The 17,597-nt window shown below is 42.8% G+C and carries 15 protein-coding genes; 11 read left to right on the top strand and 4 right to left on the bottom strand.

Annotated elements, in window-relative coordinates; genetic code table 11:
- The first annotated feature begins 150 nt into the window (after positions 1-150).
- The 6 genes from CXF80_RS17650 (at position 151) to pepN (ending at position 6,833) form a co-directional block, all read left to right on the top strand.
- Complete coding sequence (locus tag CXF80_RS17650) at positions 151-1,122, top strand: WD40 repeat domain-containing protein (RefSeq protein WP_101034225.1); 972 nt, start codon at positions 151-153, stop codon at positions 1,120-1,122.
- A 20-nt stretch (positions 1,123-1,142) separates the two neighbouring features.
- On the top strand, positions 1,143-1,355 hold the full coding sequence (locus CXF80_RS17645; protein ID WP_101034224.1) for a SlyX family protein: 213 nt from the start codon (positions 1,143-1,145) through the stop codon (positions 1,353-1,355).
- 217 nt (positions 1,356-1,572) lie between these two features.
- On the top strand, positions 1,573-2,085 hold the full coding sequence (gene def / locus CXF80_RS17640; RefSeq protein ID WP_101034223.1) for a peptide deformylase: 513 nt from the start codon (positions 1,573-1,575) through the stop codon (positions 2,083-2,085).
- Entirely contained in the window at positions 2,079-3,449 is a 1,371-nt protein-coding gene (locus tag CXF80_RS17635) for a COG3014 family protein (RefSeq protein WP_101034222.1), read from the top strand. Before def ends, CXF80_RS17635 begins: the two co-directional genes overlap by 7 nt.
- 49 nt (positions 3,450-3,498) lie before the next feature.
- A complete protein-coding gene (gene lpoB, locus CXF80_RS17630) occupies positions 3,499-4,092 on the top strand; it encodes a penicillin-binding protein activator LpoB (protein WP_198554786.1) in 594 nt (197 codons plus the stop codon).
- 77 nt (positions 4,093-4,169) lie between these two features.
- Complete coding sequence (pepN, locus tag CXF80_RS17625) at positions 4,170-6,833, top strand: aminopeptidase N (protein ID WP_101034220.1); 2,664 nt, start codon at positions 4,170-4,172, stop codon at positions 6,831-6,833.
- 257 nt (positions 6,834-7,090) lie between these two features.
- On the opposite strand, the gene CXF80_RS17620 is transcribed toward pepN, so the two are convergent.
- Positions 7,091-8,224, bottom strand: coding sequence for an endonuclease/exonuclease/phosphatase family protein (locus tag CXF80_RS17620; protein ID WP_101034219.1), 1,134 nt, complete (start codon positions 8,222-8,224; stop codon positions 7,091-7,093).
- A gap of 379 nt (positions 8,225-8,603) precedes the next feature.
- Here CXF80_RS17620 and CXF80_RS17615 point away from each other — a divergent pair, with 379 nt between their 5' ends.
- The 3 genes from CXF80_RS17615 to CXF80_RS17605 all read left to right on the top strand — a co-directional run bounded on the left by CXF80_RS17615 (position 8,604) and on the right by CXF80_RS17605 (position 10,152).
- On the top strand, positions 8,604-9,212 hold the full coding sequence (locus CXF80_RS17615) for a CIA30 family protein (protein ID WP_101034218.1): 609 nt from the start codon (positions 8,604-8,606) through the stop codon (positions 9,210-9,212).
- 24 nt (positions 9,213-9,236) lie between these two features.
- Positions 9,237-9,842 carry an HAD family hydrolase gene (locus CXF80_RS17610; RefSeq protein WP_101034217.1) on the top strand — a complete coding sequence of 202 codons (606 nt, stop codon included), beginning with the start codon at positions 9,237-9,239 and terminating at the stop codon, positions 9,840-9,842.
- Positions 9,843-9,936: 94 nt separating this feature from the next.
- On the top strand, positions 9,937-10,152 hold the full coding sequence (locus CXF80_RS17605) for a TIGR02450 family Trp-rich protein (RefSeq protein ID WP_101034216.1): 216 nt from the start codon (positions 9,937-9,939) through the stop codon (positions 10,150-10,152).
- A gap of 248 nt (positions 10,153-10,400) precedes the next feature.
- Here CXF80_RS17605 and CXF80_RS17600 read toward each other — a convergent pair whose 3' ends face one another.
- The 3 genes from CXF80_RS17600 to slyA form a co-directional block, all read right to left on the bottom strand.
- The gene (locus tag CXF80_RS17600) at positions 10,401-11,429 is read right to left on the bottom strand and encodes a DUF2955 domain-containing protein (protein WP_101034215.1); all 1,029 of its coding nucleotides are present in this window, start codon (positions 11,427-11,429) and stop codon (positions 10,401-10,403) included.
- A 143-nt stretch (positions 11,430-11,572) separates the two neighbouring features.
- Complete coding sequence (locus tag CXF80_RS17595; protein WP_101034214.1) at positions 11,573-12,631, bottom strand: HlyD family secretion protein; 1,059 nt, start codon at positions 12,629-12,631, stop codon at positions 11,573-11,575.
- Position 12,632: 1 nt separating this feature from the next.
- Positions 12,633-13,112, bottom strand: a complete 480-nt coding sequence (gene slyA, locus CXF80_RS17590; RefSeq protein ID WP_101034213.1) for a transcriptional regulator SlyA — start codon at positions 13,110-13,112, stop codon at positions 12,633-12,635.
- A 438-nt stretch (positions 13,113-13,550) separates the two neighbouring features.
- Here slyA and CXF80_RS17585 point away from each other — a divergent pair, with 438 nt between their 5' ends.
- Positions 13,551-15,839, top strand: coding sequence for a nitric-oxide reductase large subunit (locus CXF80_RS17585; RefSeq protein ID WP_101034212.1), 2,289 nt, complete (start codon positions 13,551-13,553; stop codon positions 15,837-15,839).
- A gap of 145 nt (positions 15,840-15,984) precedes the next feature.
- Positions 15,985-17,535, top strand: coding sequence for a nitric oxide reductase transcriptional regulator NorR (gene norR / locus CXF80_RS17580; RefSeq protein WP_101034211.1), 1,551 nt, complete (start codon positions 15,985-15,987; stop codon positions 17,533-17,535).
- Positions 17,536-17,597: the final 62 nt, after the last annotated feature.

Below are 17,597 nucleotides of genomic sequence, written 5' to 3'. Positions count from 1 at the left end.
CTTTAGTGGTTACAATAACCTTAATACATTCAATCAATGAGATGTTTAAGTGGTCATGTTTATTTGCCACTCTATACTAGTTAAAACGGTTATACCATTGGGCAAACCTTATATGACAATGTTTAGGACAACAATTCAAGGAGCAAGTTCATGATACGCGTTCCAATGATGCTTTTTTGGTCAATATTTGTCCTAACAGGTCTATTAACGGCATGCCAGCCTCCAGCCACCAAAGTACAGGTGATTACTACCGATGCCAGTTACAGTGCAAGCCTATCTAATGATGCCAGTATTGCCCTGGTTAGTACGGCTCACAACGGTGTACAAGTATGGGATCTCACCACCTCAACCCTGTCCTATCAGTGGCTGCAAGGTCAGCAGAAAAATACCAGTAACGTCATTGAGACCGCAATATCGGCTAATAACCTCTATGCCGCGACAATCAGCAGTCACTCGCTGGCAATATGGCGATTAACCGATGGGTCTTCCGTGGGATGGTGGTCGTTACCCTCTTATGCACAAAGCGTCGCCATAGCCAATACAGGCCAAACACTTGTTGGTTTAGTCGATGGCTCAGTGATGTCATTGTCACCAGAAAAAGCGCGCCTAATCCAATTTTTGGGCCATCAAGAAAAAGTCAATAGTGTCTCCATTAGTGCCGATGGTAATAAGGCACTCAGTGGCGGTAATGACGGTAAAGTGCTTCTTTGGCAAGCCCAAACGGGTCAACCAATCCAGCAATGGCAGTTAACCTCTCGTATCACTAAAGTCGTGATTAATGATTCAGGAACACTCAGCTTTGCCAGCGATATCACAGGTAATGCAACGCTATGGCAATCGGGTACAGGTAAACCAATCAGTCATCTGGATATTAACCGACGCCAAATGACCTTTTCAACTGCTCGCTTTGTTAATCATGACCAGCAATTACTGACAGGCACGCCATCAAGAGAAATTTTTTTATGGCAAATTAACTCAGGCAAGCGACTTTCACGTTGGCAAGTTCAGCTGAGTAAAAACACCCAAAACAAAGGCGCTGTAGTATACTCTGCCGCAATGATAGCACCAGGATCAATAGTCAGCATTAGCAGCCAAGGTCTCGTTGAGTATTGGCAGCATTAATTAATCAATAAGAGGTCAACATGGATCGCGTTTTACAAAAGATTGATGATCTTGAAATGAGATTATCATTTCAAGACATCACCATTGAAGAGTTAAACCAAGAAGTGATAAAACTCAATGCACTAGTTGCCAGACAGCAACAGCAAATGCTATTAATGGTTAATAAACTACATGCTATTGAGCCCAGTAATATGGCGTCTCAGGTAGATGAAACACCGCCACCGCATTACTAAAGCCTTGCTGCGAAGCGGCATAACTCAGGCTAGCATAACTCAGGCTAATAGATGGCTATCATCTTAAGCTGATATTGAGCCAATGTGGCATAGACAGTCATCAAACCGAGTGGATCATAAGTAAGTATGAATGACCTATTTGCAAGTAATAACGATCTTAAACGATAGATTAATGCAGCTCGTCGTTAAACGCGAACAACAAGGATAGCCGTCACCTATGCAGCTAAAGCCATTACTCAGCATTGCTACCACAGGCGAAGAAATACTGACTCAAATTGCTGAGCCCGTGACGGTTTTTGACCAAGCATTACACACTTTAGCCGACAGCATGCTCAGCACTATGCAAAATGCAAACGGGGTCGGTATTGCGGCAACGCAAGTGTTCAGTCGCGCGGCGATGTTCATCATGGCATCAAATCCAAACGAACGTTATCCCGATGCGCCCTTAATGGCCCCAACTGTGGTAATAAATCCTCAAATTTTATCGGCGTCTACCGCAACAGAAGCGGGTATAGAAGGCTGCTTGTCGATTCCAGGTCAGCGGTTATCTATTTGGCGACATGGTGAAATTGAGGTTCAATATCAATCACTTGATGGCCAGTTATATCAACAAACATTAACGGGTTTTGTGGCGCGTATTTTTCAACATGAATACGACCACTTACAAGGCATTACCTTACTTGAACGGGTCAACCTTATCGCAACGCAGGTACAGGTGACACAATGTTAAGAACATTCTGTGCTTGGTTGATCCTCTGTCTTGGCCTGTCCGGTTGCGCCTTTAACAGTGTCTTTGTTAATTATCCGTCGCAAATAGCGTCATACAAGCAGCAACTCAGTAGCGAGACGCCAACCGCAAACATCACCGATTTGGCCGACAATATTAGTGGCAATGATGGCTTACTTTATGCCCAAGAATCTGGACGTATTATGCAAATAGCGGGTGACTTTACCCGCAGTAAGACTTATTACCAGCAAGCCATAGACGCCTATCAAGTCTTTGACGATAAAGCCACTGTCAGTGCCAGTAAACTCGGCGCAGGGGCCAGCAGTATTTTATTAAATGATAATGCCATACCTTATCGAGGTCCGGGATATGAGCGCATCATGCTGCATCAATATCAGTCGCTTAATTATTTATTCAGTGGCGATGCTCAAGGAGCATTAGTGGAAGTTCGTCGCAGCAATGAACTGCAAAGCATGGAACAAGCTCGCTATCAACAATCTCAAAAGTCAGTGCAAGATATGGCTAATGGCACTATTAATTCGCAAATGGCGCAATTAAGTAAGGACGCTGGCAGTGTCACCAGCTCGTTTCTTAACGCCTACAGTTATTACACCACCGGGTTATTACACGAACTCGCTAGCGAACCTAACGACGCGTTTATTGATTATCGAAAAGCAGCCCAAATCACCCCAGATAATGTCTTTTTACAACAAGATTTAGTCCGTTTAGCCAAACAACTGAATATGCCTCAATACGATGAATTTAAACGTCGCTGGGGAGATGCTGTATTACCGGCACCGGAGCAAGGACAAGTCGTATTTATTGTTGAACGTGATTTTGTACCAGAAAAACAAAGTATTACAGTACCGTTCCCCATCAACGGTAATTTACAATCCGCCTCATTAGCGACTTATCAAGCGCAACGTCAGTTAGTCAATAACAGCCAAATTCAAGGTTTAGGTGCGCCACTAACCGCTCAAACTATTGCTAACATTGATGCTTTAGCCATTAATGCGTTAAAAGAAGATTTACCCGCGGCTCTGTTTCGCCAAGCCGCAAGAGTTTATGCTAAATACCAAATGAACCGAAGTGTCCAAAGCAGTGGTCAAGGTGGCAATAATCCAATTGACGCCGGCGCCATTGTGATGCAACTTTTTAATGTAATAACCGAACAGGCCGATCGCAGAAGCTGGTTAACCTTGCCACGCCAAGCACAAATCGCCAGACAATTTATTGATGCCGGCAACTATAATATTCGCTTAAATAACAGCCAAAGTGTAAAAATAGAGGTAAAACCACAGCGATCAACATTAATTTGGGTCATCGAGACTGGCAATCGTACCCGTTTTTATTCGATAATCATCTGATGGACGATAATCGTTTATCAACTGTCACTCATCACCAATGGAATTTATTATGAAAAATTTGAAACTGATATTTGTATTAGCTGCAGTGATGGCACTTTCCGCCTGCCAATCAAAAGTCGAGTATGGTGACGCCACTGAAGTCGAAACCGTCAATGAAAACTTTGGCTCAACCGATCTGCAAAACATTGCCGCTAAGATGGTCGACAGTATGATGGCATTCCCTCCTGTGGTGGTGATGACACAAAGTAACCGCCCAATTGTGTTTGTGGATAAAATCAAAAACAAAACCTCTGAGCATATCGATACAGAATCAGTGACCGACACCATTAGCAACAAGTTATTACGCTCTGGTAAGTTCCGCTTTATTGATATGACTAAGGTTGATACCGTACGTAAACAACTTGATTATCAAAACAATGCTGGCATGGTAGACCCATCAACTGCGATTAAATTTGGTCGCCAAATTGGCGCGCAGTATATGCTTTATGGCAACTTATCGAGCATCGTTAAACAAGATGGCAGCACCAAAGACGTATATTACAAAATGACCATGCGCTTAATGGATCTTGAAACAGGCCTCATTGAATGGTCAGATGAAAAAGAAATTCGTAAAGTAAAATCAAAGTCATTTTTAGGCTTGTAAAACGCCACCACATAGCACTAAAGCCGACATTGTTGTCGGCTTCTTCATACATTTAATAATAAGTTAGGAACACTAACGTGAAATTGTTATCCACCCAATTGTTTCGTTCACTAGTCATCAAAACCAGTCTCATCGCATTATGTTGTGCCAGCGTTATCAGCTGCAGCAGTTCACCGACTACCTCATCATTACAACGGAATGGTTCAGCCTACATCAGCCAAGGGCAGGCACAAGCCAGATCCAGCCTAGTATCGAATGTACAATATGAACTAACCTTCTTTTTAAGTGAACACAGCCAATTCAGTGCCAAATCCATAGCCCACTTTGACTTAAGCAGCGTACCTAAATTACTCACACTCGATCTCAATAAAGTCAATATTAAGCAGTTTTTTATTAACGGTATCAAGGTCTATCCTAATTACAATGGTGCTTATATTACCCTTAATCAAAGCCTATTGACTGAAGGTAGTAACACCATTGAAGTTGAGTTTACCCGTGAACACAGCACCAATGGCGAAGGCCTACATCGTTTTGTCGACCCAGTAGATGGTAAAGTTTACTTGTACTCGCATTTTGAACCGGCCGCGGCACAACAAATGTTTGCAGTATTTGATCAACCGGATCTTAAAGCCAGTTATCAAATTAATGTGCATGCTCCAAAAGACTGGCAAGTGATCAGCGCCATGCGAGAAACCAATGTGGTTGACCAAGGCGACAGCAACTTATGGACTTTCCCTGTTACGCCCAAATTAAGTCCATATAACTTCTCTATGCATGCCGGCCCGTACCATGTGTGGGAAGACAATTCAGGCCGTTACCCCATGCGCCTGTTTTCACGTCAATCTGTTGCCAACCAAGTTACACCACAAGATTGGTTTACCTACACCAAGCAAGGTTTAGACTTTTTTGACCGCTACTTTGGCATTGCCTATCCGTTTAAAAAATACGATCAAGTATTAGTGCCAGACTTTCTCTATGGTGCGATGGAAAACGCCGGCGCGATTACCTTTTCTGAAGACCGTTTCTTATTTAATGCCAAAATGACGGGTGAGCAAAAAGAACGTTTAGCTGGCGTTATTATGCACGAAATGGCCCATCAATGGTTTGGCGATCTGGTGACCATGAAATGGTGGAATGGCTTATGGTTAAATGAAAGCTTTGCTTCTTTTATGGGCACGCTGGCGACGAGTGAAGCCACCGAATTTAGTCATGCATGGCGCACCTTCTACGCCTCTGGTAAACAAGCCGCTTACCATCAAGACAGCTTAGTGACCACTCACCCCATTGAAGTGCCCGTGCCCACCAGCCAAAATGCCTTTGATAACATCGATGCCATTACGTATCAAAAAGGCGCATCGACCATCAAACAATTGCGTCATTTACTCGGTGAAGAAACCTTCCGCCGTGGTGTGAGCCAATATTTACAACAGTACAGTTACCAAAATGCTGAGCTCAATGACTTTATCAACAGTCTAGCCAAGGCCAGTGGCCGCGATCTGCGTCAGTGGACTCAAGAATGGTTGTATGCCGCTGGCGTCAATACCATCAAGGCGCAATACACTTGCCAAGACAAGCAAATTGACTCGTTTGCTTTAGTGCAGACCGCTGATAATAGCCAACACCCCACACTGCGCGAACAACGGGTGCAAATTGGATTATTTACTCAAAATAGATATGGCCTAGAAAAACAACAATCAATTGCCGTTACGTACAAAGGCGCCTACACCGAAGTAGAGCCATTAATTGGCGAGGCTTGCCCAGACTTGGTCTATCCAAACTATCAAGACTGGGGATTTGTGAAAGTGGAACTAGACTCTAGTTCGTTTAGCACGGCCAAACAGTCTCTAGGCCAAGTGAGCGATCCGCTATTACGTTCTATGTTGTGGCAAAGTATGTGGGACAGCGTAATTGATGGTAAGACATCACTGGATCAGTTCATCAATATCGCATTAATTAATGCCCCACTGGAAAAAGACTACACTATTTTAGGTCAAGTACTTGGCAATCTGCAGCGAGCCAAAAACTACCTTGATCTCATGGCACCAATGCATGGGAGTTACAACAGCAGAATATCAAAAGCATTAAGCCAAATGAGTCTGCGTATGAGTATGGAAAGCTACCGCAATCGCGACTTCCAACGCCGTTGGTTCGATGCTTACATTAGTTTATCTAGCCATGGTGATGCGTTAAAACATATTCAATCTTTACTGCAAAGTAAGAGCCATATTAAAGGTCTAAACATAGATCAAGACATACGCTGGGCAATGATCAGACAGTTAAACCGTTATGATTATGGCGACGCTAAGGCGTTACTCGCCCAGGAAAAACATCTTGATCAATCTGACTCAGGTGAAAAAGCGGCGATTGCAGCTGAAGTGATCCGCCCGCAGTCATCGCTTAAACGTCAGTGGTTAAACACCATTGAAAATAATGACAACATGCCTTTCTCTAAAATTCGTATCGCGATGAACAATCTCTACCCTGCAGAACAAAAACTATTCAGTGCCGCAACCGCAGATCAACGCTTTGCCAACTTGGCATTAATGGACGACAAAGGCCCAGTATTTATGCGCAGTTTTGCTGCGCAATTAATTCCGACAGATTGTAGTTCAGTGAACATTGATGCGATTAGCTACGCCTTAGATACGCAAACGGGCTTATCGCAATTAGCGAGACGCGCGCTACTCGAAACCCGCCAACAAGAGCAGCGCTGCATAAAGATAAAACAAACGTTAAAGTAATCCGTTTTTAACGATTTATCCCCTCTCTTATTCAGAGTTGAGAATAAAGTCACTATTGCCAACTTATTGTCCTTTTCAATGGCGAATAATTTGCCTTAAACCCAAAAAAGCGCTGATAAACATCAGCGCTTTTTTTACTTTGATTAGATGAACTTAGCTCTCAACTCATAGTTCTTATCTTTATCTCTTAGCTCTTAGCACATTTATTTGACCATGATGTTTGACAACACATCAGTCATCATCCTTATTGCAAGCCACTAATTACGCACGCGAAAGCTCATCATCACAGGAGCATGATCGGTACTGTCACGATCCCGATCATAGTCAGGCCGAACCAGATGTCGGTCAAAGGTTTGATAATCAATGACATGAGCAAGGTTTTGCTGCTGAGTAGGATTAAACTCACTCGACACTAATATGTAGTCCAGTACAGATCCACTGTTGCCATAATAGTGAGTCGGCTGTCTGGCAGGATGGGGGTGCTCATCCACTAATGTGCTTGATTCAAACTCATCTTGGGCCAACGTCGCATTACACTTGGTTGCAGCAATAAACAACTCATAGCTGTCAAACAAACTGCTTTGGTGTAATTCTGCCATCAATGACGTTTCGCCTAGCTTAGCCAGCCCGGGGTCTTCAATGTCACTGCGATACACTCGCAATTGATGATTAAACGCGGCTAAAAGTTCACTGCCCATGGTGTCATTAAAGTCACCCATTAACATGAAAGGTTGCTGACTTTGTTGTCGTCTCATCAGCATTTGATGGCACAACAATGCAGATTCACTGCCTCGCTGTAAACTCGATGCCCAGCGCCCAAGCACTTGCCTTGCAACAAAATCTGCACCGCCATGTAAACCACTGTCATTGATATCGTCACGACTCACGCCACTACGTTTAGACTTAAGATGAATAACATAACAATCACATGGACCAAAAATCGGTAATTGTATGGTTGCTCTGAGCGGTTTACGACTAAAACTAAATGACTCTGCTAAGCCTAACTGGCTCACCCATTGCTTATCTGGGGTGACATTGACGGAATCGATAATAGGATACTTTGATGCAATAGCCACCACAGGACTGCGATACACATAGTCACTGACCACTTCAGGTAAATCTAACGCCACAAAATGCTCATAACCCAGCGACTGAGTCAGTTTGGCTAAGGCGTCAGGACTAAAAACCTCTTGAAAAGCAATAATATCAGGTTGATTTTGGTTAATAAAATCACTTAACCAAGCACACTTTTTTTGCCACTGTTTATCGCTATAGATGTTTTCAAAGTCGTAGAAAGCATGAGGCGGTTCAATAAAATTAAATAAATTGATGCTTACCACACTGAATGTAAGCCCGGGTGATGGAGCGGATGATGTGCTGTTTACTTGCAAAATATGTTGTTCCCAGTAAAACCTTCATTAAGGGTACTGGCAACATTCTGATTTGTCGAATATAACGGCATTCATTTGGTGAATATCCACAAAAACTAAATAAACTAAGAAATAAATGAACCTAAATTCACTCGCTTGCGTAATGCATGAACAGATAAACCGTTAGATAACACCTGATGTAACAACACCTAATGCACTAATATTTGATGCACTAATTTTTGATGCACTAAATCCCCAATTGACTGACACCCGATGTACTGCATGCAATTATCATCCGTATGACCCTTTATGGCTTATCTCTCACCCTGATAAGCCATTTTTTTTACGGCAATGTTTGCTACAGTGTAAGTGTTTATCGAACGATAATTTACAGGAGTATATGATGGCATTACTCAATACACATAACGGGCATATTAGCCGGATAATACAAATAGGCATTCATGCTGCAGTTGGGGTTATATTATTAATTAGCCAACCCGTATGGAGTGCAAGTGAGGACACTATGCTATTTCACTTTACTGATCCGAGCCACTTTACACAATGGAACATCAATAATGACACAGTGATGGGCGGCGTCTCGCAAAGCCAAATTGAGCTTACGCAGCAAGCGTTATTATTTACTGGCACAGTGTCATTGGAAAACAATGGCGGCTTTGCGTCGATAGAGTCGACTCTACTACATCAAATTGCAGATGCATCATTACTCGTCATTGCGGTTAAAGGTGATGGAAAAACCTATCAAATTCGGCTAAAAACACCGAATTTATCTTATGGTGAAGCCTATGTTGCTAACTTTACCACTGGCGCAGACACACTCACTCAACATGCTTTTACCCCTGCAGATTTTACGGTCAGCTTTAGGGGACGCGCAGTCGCGAATGCACCGACATTACATTTAAATGATATTCATCGTGTTGGATTTTTAGTCGCACAAAAACAACAAGGTCCATTTGCAATTGAGTTACACTCTATGCAGTTTGACCGATAAATATTGAGAAAAGAAAGGAATTCATTGAATTTACCCATGCAAATAAAAGGCATTATTTTTGACTTAGACGGCACCTTAGTTGAGTCTAGCTTAGACTTCGGCTTAATTCGCCAGCAAATTGGTTGCCCTGATGGCATAGACTTACTTAACTATGTCGACGACTTAAGCTGTAAAGTCTCTCAAGCCGATGCAAAGCAGATTATTCTGGATCATGAATACCAAGATGCGTTGAGTGCCAAGCCCATCAAAGGAATGACCGAGCTGATTAATGCCATTGAAGCGGCAAAATTACCCATCGCCATCGTAACGCGTAACAGTCTTGCCGCAAGCGCATTAAAGGTAAAACAGAATAATATTGCTATCGACCACGTGCTAACCCGCGAAGATTACCCAGCAAAACCGGCACCCGATGCTCTACTGGCGATTGCTGCTCAATGGCAAATAGCCCCTCAAGATATTATCTATGTGGGGGATTACCTATACGACATTCAAGCGGCTAATAATGCTGGCATGATCGCCTGTTTTATTAATCATGGGATTGACAGTACTTATCAACATTTGGCCGATATTATTATCAATGATCTAAGCCAATTGCAGCAGTTATTAGTTAGTCACTCTCACAGTGACTAACACCAGTACTGATCAGGTACGCCATGAGTTACTGTATGAGTCATAACATGAGTGTTAATACGGGCAACGAAATACTGTGAACATGAGAACGAATATGAACCTAATTCATCCTAAAAAATTACTTAATAGTAAGTGGACCAAGGTTAACGTGGTTCAAAAGCTGAAGCATTTTACTGTCGCTAAAGTCGAGTATGACGAACAACAAAACGTGGTTGAATGTCTTATCCGTGCAGAAATGAATGCACAAGAGTTTGTCATTGACTGGCGCGATCTTAAAGACCCACAGCTTTGGACCCTCGGCTGGCAATAATCTACTGTAAACAATCGTGTTAACCTTCGCCGTTGATAAAGTAATAAAGTGACTCAGGCCGATAACCTTGAGTCACTTTTTTATACCCGTTTTGCATAATCCTATGCCATTAGCTGGCGGGTTGATTACTTTATTATAACGGGGTAATAAACAAATAGGACGAGGATCCGTTTAACGTTACGTTAATATCGCCAGACGCGTAATAATGCCCGGCTAAGGTAAGTAAATAACACTAGAAACAACTAAATCTAAACACCAAATCGAGTTGCTTCAAAGCGATTTAATAGCCGATGTACCAAATAACACAGTAATAATGTCGCGACTATCGCAACCAAAATGCTACTCACACGGTATAAAGCACTAAAAATCAGATCATTTTGGGGGGTTAAGTACTGACCAAACAAAATACCTAAGGTCGTCATAGCGCCAAACCCTACTCCTGAACCACTCGCCTCTCTCACATGCACTTGGCTAAATAACATAAGGCCTATCCACAATAGTGGTATAACAAAAGTAAGTAACCCAGACCAATCATAAAGTAATCCTTGCACCAGCAACCCAAATGTTACCCCAAACAAGGTGCCGATAGCCCGTTTTCGGGCGTAACCGAGTGCGCCATTCCAATGCATTGGGAATAACAATAACAAAGTGGTGGCTTGGGCTGACATGGAATCTTGTAAATTAAACACCTGAAATACCAAAAATGATGCGGTGGCAATTGATGCCCCCAGCAAGGCTTCGTGGCGCATACGGTTAGGCGCTTTAACCACGGCTGCCATTGGCGAGCGAGGTTCAACATCGGGCCATAGGGCGGTCATGGCATAAGCAATGATCACCGACGCTGCCGTCGCCCAAAAATTGCTAAAAATAAGATTGTTAATATCCACACTCGGATAACTGGCAAAGTGCAGCATAATACTTAAGCTGATCACCCCATTAGCACCGAATAAAAACAAGCTTCCACGTGACATTGCCGCAAATCGATACAAAAAAAGCCCAAAAACGATGGGCAATATCATCCCTGGGTGAGAACCAAATAAACCACCTAGAATACCGACCTCAATCCCAGCCATGACCGATGATGCCAACAGTTGACGCATCGCATGCGCATTCATCACGGGCACAAGTCCGAGTAATAGCATTGGGGTTACGGTAAAAAACACCCCATAACTTAGGTCGAAAAACTTACAAATCGCAAACCCTAGCGTTGCGCCTGTTGCAATGCGCAAGCATTGACGTAAATCGTTTGTAGTCAAAGGACTATGGCGTAACAACATCTGAAATACCTACGCGTCGGGGAAAATATTCCACAATAAAGAACTCATCCTGATTGATGCGTTTGCTAAAAAAAGCAACCACCAAAGAGAAAGTCAGCCATTGTTATGGATTAGAGAAATACTGATTAAATGTAAGAGGTCATTTAATAAATATAGTGCAGCACACTAATGACCTTAATTTGCACCTTGGCAATAAAGCCAAGCAAACCACTATTGGGCACTAATTGTACAGTGGCACGCGCGCCTGCTGGCAGTAGATTAACGGCTTGCTGGTCAAGCTCAAGGTGTAAACGTAAGCGCTGAGCATTGCGTACCCAACGAGCAGATTCTTGTGGTGCCGCCAAACGACCATTCGCTTCAAACTGTCCGGCGCTGACTCCAGCATCAATTGAACTCACTTGCGCACGATATAAACGTCCAGGTTCGCCATCAAATGCAATAAAAGCACTCGACTCAATATCAATGCCGCGAAGACTTTTTTCCCTAAAATCAGCAATGATATCAACCTTATCCGACACTAATGCTAATAATGGTTGGCCGACAGAAGCAAAACTACCTACCTGCAGCTGTAAATTAGTCACGATACCATTTTGATCGGCTCGAATTTGAGTATATGACAGATTCAACTCAGCTTGCTCTAAGCGATTCTGTGCTTGGCGAACTTTTAAGTTTCCATCACCATAACGACCACGACTGACTTTTAGTTTTGCTAAGCGCGCATTGGAGGCCTGTAAGTTGGCCTCTGCAGTCGTCGCATCACTGCCAGTCTGATCGTTAAGTTGTTGAGACACTCCGTGAGTCAAAAATAAAGAGTCAATTCTCTTCGCCTCACTGCGCTTTTGTTTGGCATTGGATCTATTGGCTTGCACATCTGCTTTGGCCGCTAATAAGGCAGCATCAAGTTCAGCGTTATCTTGTTTTGCTTGTTCCAGTGCTAACTGTGCTTGTTCTTCGGCAAGCTCGTAAGGAACTGAGTCAATCTTAAATAACACATCGCCTTTTTTTACCACTTGATTATTGGCTACGGCAATAGTCGCTATTTTCCCACTGACTTGGGGGGTGACTTTTGTCACTATTCTGGTCGCCATCGCTTGAGGGGTTAAAGGGATAACGGCATCAGCAAACATAAAGTAGCCGAAGACCATAACAAACATCAAAATGGCTATCTTAACGAGGCGGGCAAATTGTTGATCTGGAGTCATGTTATTTCTCACCAAAAGGGTCGGCAGACGGATCAAGTTTAGCCATGGCATTATCACTAATCAGACTGATCACACGTTCAAACTCACTTAATTCTTGACTGCTAATGCCATTGAGTAATTCAGCACGAATTTGCATAATCCGTGTTTCTATTTGTTTAAGAATGTCGATCCCCTGCGGTGTCAAACTCACTATTCGAGCGCGCTTATCGTTTTCGCAACAACGCCTTTTAATATAGCCTTGCGCTTCTAATTGACCCAAGGTACGCATTAACGATGACAGCTCTATTTCTAACGCATCGGCTAGCACTTTTTGACTCACATCGTCACCCAAACGTAATAGTTTCCATAATGCAGTCCAACGAGGATGAGTTAACCCTAGTGGAATTAATTCAACATCTGCGGCTGTGCGCCATAATCGATGCAATCTTCCTAGTTGCTCCGCAAGATGCAGCTCTTTTAGTCGTTCTAATTCGTTATACATATTAACTTGCCATTTAGTTAGCTTGCTAAGCATTATAACTAGTTAGCATGCTAAGTAAATAGCTCAGTTGCTTACTTGAAGTAAAAAAAGCTTAATAAATTAACTAAACACTTGATATATAAACTTTAAAATATTAATTAACTGAATATTAGTCTGACCTAAAATGCCTATCATCGGCTTTATCTATTCATACTCGACATGTTCAACCCATTCTCCCTTTGTAATAAAACAAGGTGACCATGATCACATTTAATAATTGTAAATATGACAACAGTGTCATATTTACAACTATTAAACAATGTCTAAATGACAATTTAATCCAATTGGGATTAAATTAATATTTATATATATCAATACTTTAATTAACTAAAAGTAGTTGGCACGACTTATGCTAATACATGCTATCTGTATCAAAATGACTTTGCGCTAAGAGGATTTATGAGCAAAAACAAACTCACCGGCATTGCACTGCTAATCGTGCTCGTTGCTTCCTTCACTGTATTACTCAGTTTAGGCAGTGGCATATATCGAGAAAAACCCCCTATTCCAACGGCTTTTACTGACACCAGTGGCCAACCCATATTTACCAAAGATGATATTGAACAAGGTCAACTTGTGTGGCGTTCTATGGGCGGTCATCAATTGGGATCGATCTGGGGACATGGGTCGTATGTAGCACCAGATTGGACTGCTGATTGGTTACACCGTGAAGCACAAGCTTGGTTATCAATCACCGCAATTGATCGTTATAATCGCGATTTTGCTGAACTTGATTCTGAGCAGCAGGCAGGTTTAGAACAAGGCCTCAGAAATGATATTCGTCATAATACTGTCATTGAAGGCGCTGATGGCAATACATATGTCGCATTATCAAATGTGCGTATTGCTGCGATAAATGAAGTCAGTCAACACTATTTATCACTCTTTGGTGACGACCCAGCCCTATCATCATTACGCGAACAATACGCCATGAAAGAAGGGACAATCACTGATGCCGAGCATCGTGAATTATTAAACGGTTTTCTCTTTTGGGGAGCATGGGCAGCAGTAACCGAACGTCCTGGCTATGAGTACACTTACACCAATAACTGGCCGTATGATCCCCAAATCGGCAATATACCGACTTCAGATAACATTGTTTGGTCAGTATTAAGTTTGGTGACATTGATCTTAGGTATTGCCATGTTGATTTGGCACCATGCCTGCTGCAAAGAAGAAGCATTACCGGAAGCGGCCAAAGATGATCCATTATTTTTTACCAAACCGACGCCATCACAAAAAGCCGTCGGCAAGTATTTTGTAACCGCTATTGGACTGTTTTTGCTGCAAATATTAGTGGGCGGTATTACCGCGCATTACGCAGTTGAAGGCCAAGAGTTTTATGGTTTCCCATTATCAGAAATACTCCCATACTCGGTCACTCGTACTTGGCATACTCAACTAGCTGTATTTTGGATTGCCACAGCTTGGTTAGGCACAGGGCTGTATATCGCGCCAGCACTATCAGGATACGAGCCTAAGTATCAACGCTTAGGAGTAAACATTCTGTGGGGCGCATTAGTTGTTATCGTACTCGGTTCTATGGCCGGTGAATGGCTTGGCGTACAACAATACTTTGATCTGGACATGAACTACCTATTCGGTCACCAAGGATATGAATACATTGATTTAGGTCGCGTTTGGCAAGTGTTGTTGCTGGCGGGCTTATTAATTTGGTTAGCGTTAGTGACCGCATCAATGCGTCCAGCCTTAAAAGTCAGCAACGACATGCAACCGGTGATTTGGGTGCTATATGCTTCATGTGTCGCGATTGGCTTATTTTATGGTGCTGGCCTGTTTATGGGCAAACACTCAAACCTAGCGATTGCAGAATACTGGCGTTGGTGGGTGGTGCACTTGTGGGTTGAAGGCTTCTTTGAAACATTTGCCACCTCTGTCATTGCGCTTATGTTAGTTCGCTTAGGTCTTATCCGTGCCCGCAGCGCCAATGGTGCAGTATTGTTCTCAACGGTAGTGTTTTTAACCGGCGGCTTAATCGGTACTTTACATCACTTATACTTTACCGGTACCCAAACTTCCGTCATTGCATGGGGAGCCATTTTCTCTGCGCTTGAAGTTGTGCCGCTAGCGTTAATTGGTTTTGAAGCCATGGAAACCTATCGCTTACGTAAAGCAAGTCCTTGGATGGAGCGTTATCACTGGGCGATTATGTTCTTTGTGGCCACTTCATTTTGGAACTTGATTGGCGCTGGGGTATTAGGTTTCTTAATCAATCCGCCTATTTCGTTGTACTTTATTCAAGGCTTAAACACCACTGCAACTCATGCTCACGCTGCGTTTATGGGAGTGTATGGCATGCTAGGCATTGGGCTAATGCTATTCTGTCTTCGTGGATTAACCGGCAATATGCAATGGAACCACAAATACCTTAAAGGGGCATTCTGGACCTTAAATATTGGTTTAGCGGCAATGGTATTTATGTCGCTACTGCCTGTGGGTATCGTGCAATTTTTTGCGGTTATTGACCACGGCTACTGGTATGCCCGTTCACCAGCGGTGATCCATAGCGACTTGGTTGAAAACCTAGTATGGATGCGAATGTTTGGCGATATTATCTTCAGTATTGGTGGGTTATTGATGGCGGCGTTCTTATATGACCTTATCAAGAAAGCTATCGTCAGCAAAGGGGTAAAAGCTAACCAAGCTGCCGTATTAACCAATAGCTAAGCTATACATTGATAAACATGTTTTGATAAATATCATATAAGGGGCCATCGAGGCCCCTTTTTGTATCAAGATTATGCTCTTTACCCTTGTTGTTATATTCACACTTGTCATAATGACATCACCTTGTAGTTAACTGGAGTTTGACATGGCATTGAGTCAAGCAGACTTAACCCGTATCGCACTTGATATTACCGCTAACTTGTCTAATCGCGATCGTTTTTCACGTTTAGTCACCACAGTAAGAGAAACCCTCGATTGCGATGCGGCGGCGCTATTATCATTTCAAGGTCATCAATTTACCCCTTTGGCGATTGATGGACTCAGTGCTGATGTACTGGGGCGGCGGTTTATTTTAAACGAACACCCAAGGCTTGAAGCCATTGCCAGAGCGGGTGATATCGTAAGATTTCCTGCCGACAGCGAACTTGCCGATCCTTACGATGGTTTAATTCCTAATGTAGAAGGTAACTTAAAAGTACATGCCTGTATTGGCCTACCATTATTTGCCAATGAACAACTCATTGGCGCATTAACCATTGATGCCATCGATCCCCATAAATTTGATCAATACAGTAATCATCAGTTACGCAGTTTTAGCGCCATTGCGGCAGCGTCTCTAAACAATGCATTACTGATTGATGAGCTTGAAAAACAAGCGAGCAACCTTACAATCCCCGACGCAAAACCATCAGGACAACTTAACCCAGACACCGAAATAATCGGTCAAGCAGATAATCTTTTATCGCTGCTTAATGAAGTTAATGTGGTCGCGGCAACTGAACTCAATGTGTTGATTTTAGGAGAAACGGGTACGGGTAAAGAGCTGATAGCTAAAGCTATCCATCAACATTCTGTGCGAGCCAATAAGCCCTTAGTATATTTAAATTGTGCCGCGCTGGCTGAATCCGTTGCTGAAAGTGAACTCTTTGGTCATGTCAAAGGCGCCTTTACTGGCGCCATTAGTCATCGTAGCGGCAAATTTGAAATGGCTGATAAAGGCACATTATTTTTGGATGAAATTGGTGAACTCGCGCTTAACTTGCAAGCCAAGTTACTGCGCGTACTACAATTCGGAGATTTACAGAAAGTCGGCGATGATCGCAGTCTAAAAGTGGATGTGCGTATTATTGCCGCGACCAACAAAGATCTCAAAAGCGAAGTATTAGCAGGTCGATTTAGAGCCGACTTATATCATCGCTTAAGCGTGTTTCCCATTGTCGTACCACCGCTAAGAGAGCGCCAGCAGGATATTCACTTGTTAGCAGGCTTTTTTATCGAGCGCTATCGCCAACAGTTACACTTAACTCATTTAGGGCTAGAACCTGCATCACTGCAATTACTTGAACGATATGATTGGCCTGGTAACGTGCGAGAACTTGAACATGCTATCCATAGAGCCGCCGTATTAGCCAAATCCCAAAGCCAAAAAGATGGCATGTGTATGATTAAAAATAGCCATTTTGAATTTGCAGATACCTCGCACTCTGTTGCGTTCTCATACAAAAAACTCACGGTTAAACAGTCGATAACCTCTTTACCACAAACAAGCTTACGCGATGCAACCGATCAGTTTCAAAATCAATTTATTCAACAAATATTTACCCAACAAGGGAGTAATTGGGCTGCAACCGCACGCCAATTGCAAATCGACTCAGGTAACTTACATCGGCTTGCTAAACGCTTGGGATTAAAATAGCCAAAGTGAAAAAATGAGTTGAATTATTAGGCGTAATAAGTGAGGATGCGCCCTAATCATCT

This window comes from Shewanella sp. Actino-trap-3, assembly GCF_002836275.1.
Classification (GTDB): Bacteria; Pseudomonadota; Gammaproteobacteria; order Enterobacterales; family Shewanellaceae; genus Shewanella; species Shewanella psychromarinicola.
This window is presented reverse-complemented; position numbering and strand designations above follow the sequence as displayed.

Coding starts and splice junctions, on each gene's coding strand:
- slyA (WP_101034213.1), bottom strand. CDS start 13,112: ATGTATAACGAATTAGAACGACTAAAAGAGCTGCATCTTGCGGAGCAA.
- CXF80_RS17585 (WP_101034212.1), top strand. CDS start 13,551: ATGAGCAAAAACAAACTCACCGGCATTGCACTGCTAATCGTGCTCGTT.
- lpoB (WP_198554786.1), top strand. CDS start 3,499: ATGAAAAATTTGAAACTGATATTTGTATTAGCTGCAGTGATGGCACTT.
- CXF80_RS17600 (WP_101034215.1), bottom strand. CDS start 11,429: ATGTTGTTACGCCATAGTCCTTTGACTACAAACGATTTACGTCAATGC.
- CXF80_RS17645 (WP_101034224.1), top strand. CDS start 1,143: ATGGATCGCGTTTTACAAAAGATTGATGATCTTGAAATGAGATTATCA.
- def (WP_101034223.1), top strand. CDS start 1,573: ATGCAGCTAAAGCCATTACTCAGCATTGCTACCACAGGCGAAGAAATA.
- CXF80_RS17605 (WP_101034216.1), top strand. CDS start 9,937: ATGAACCTAATTCATCCTAAAAAATTACTTAATAGTAAGTGGACCAAG.
- CXF80_RS17595 (WP_101034214.1), bottom strand. CDS start 12,631: ATGACTCCAGATCAACAATTTGCCCGCCTCGTTAAGATAGCCATTTTG.
- CXF80_RS17650 (WP_101034225.1), top strand. CDS start 151: ATGATACGCGTTCCAATGATGCTTTTTTGGTCAATATTTGTCCTAACA.
- CXF80_RS17615 (WP_101034218.1), top strand. CDS start 8,604: ATGATGGCATTACTCAATACACATAACGGGCATATTAGCCGGATAATA.
- norR (WP_101034211.1), top strand. CDS start 15,985: ATGGCATTGAGTCAAGCAGACTTAACCCGTATCGCACTTGATATTACC.
- CXF80_RS17635 (WP_101034222.1), top strand. CDS start 2,079: ATGTTAAGAACATTCTGTGCTTGGTTGATCCTCTGTCTTGGCCTGTCC.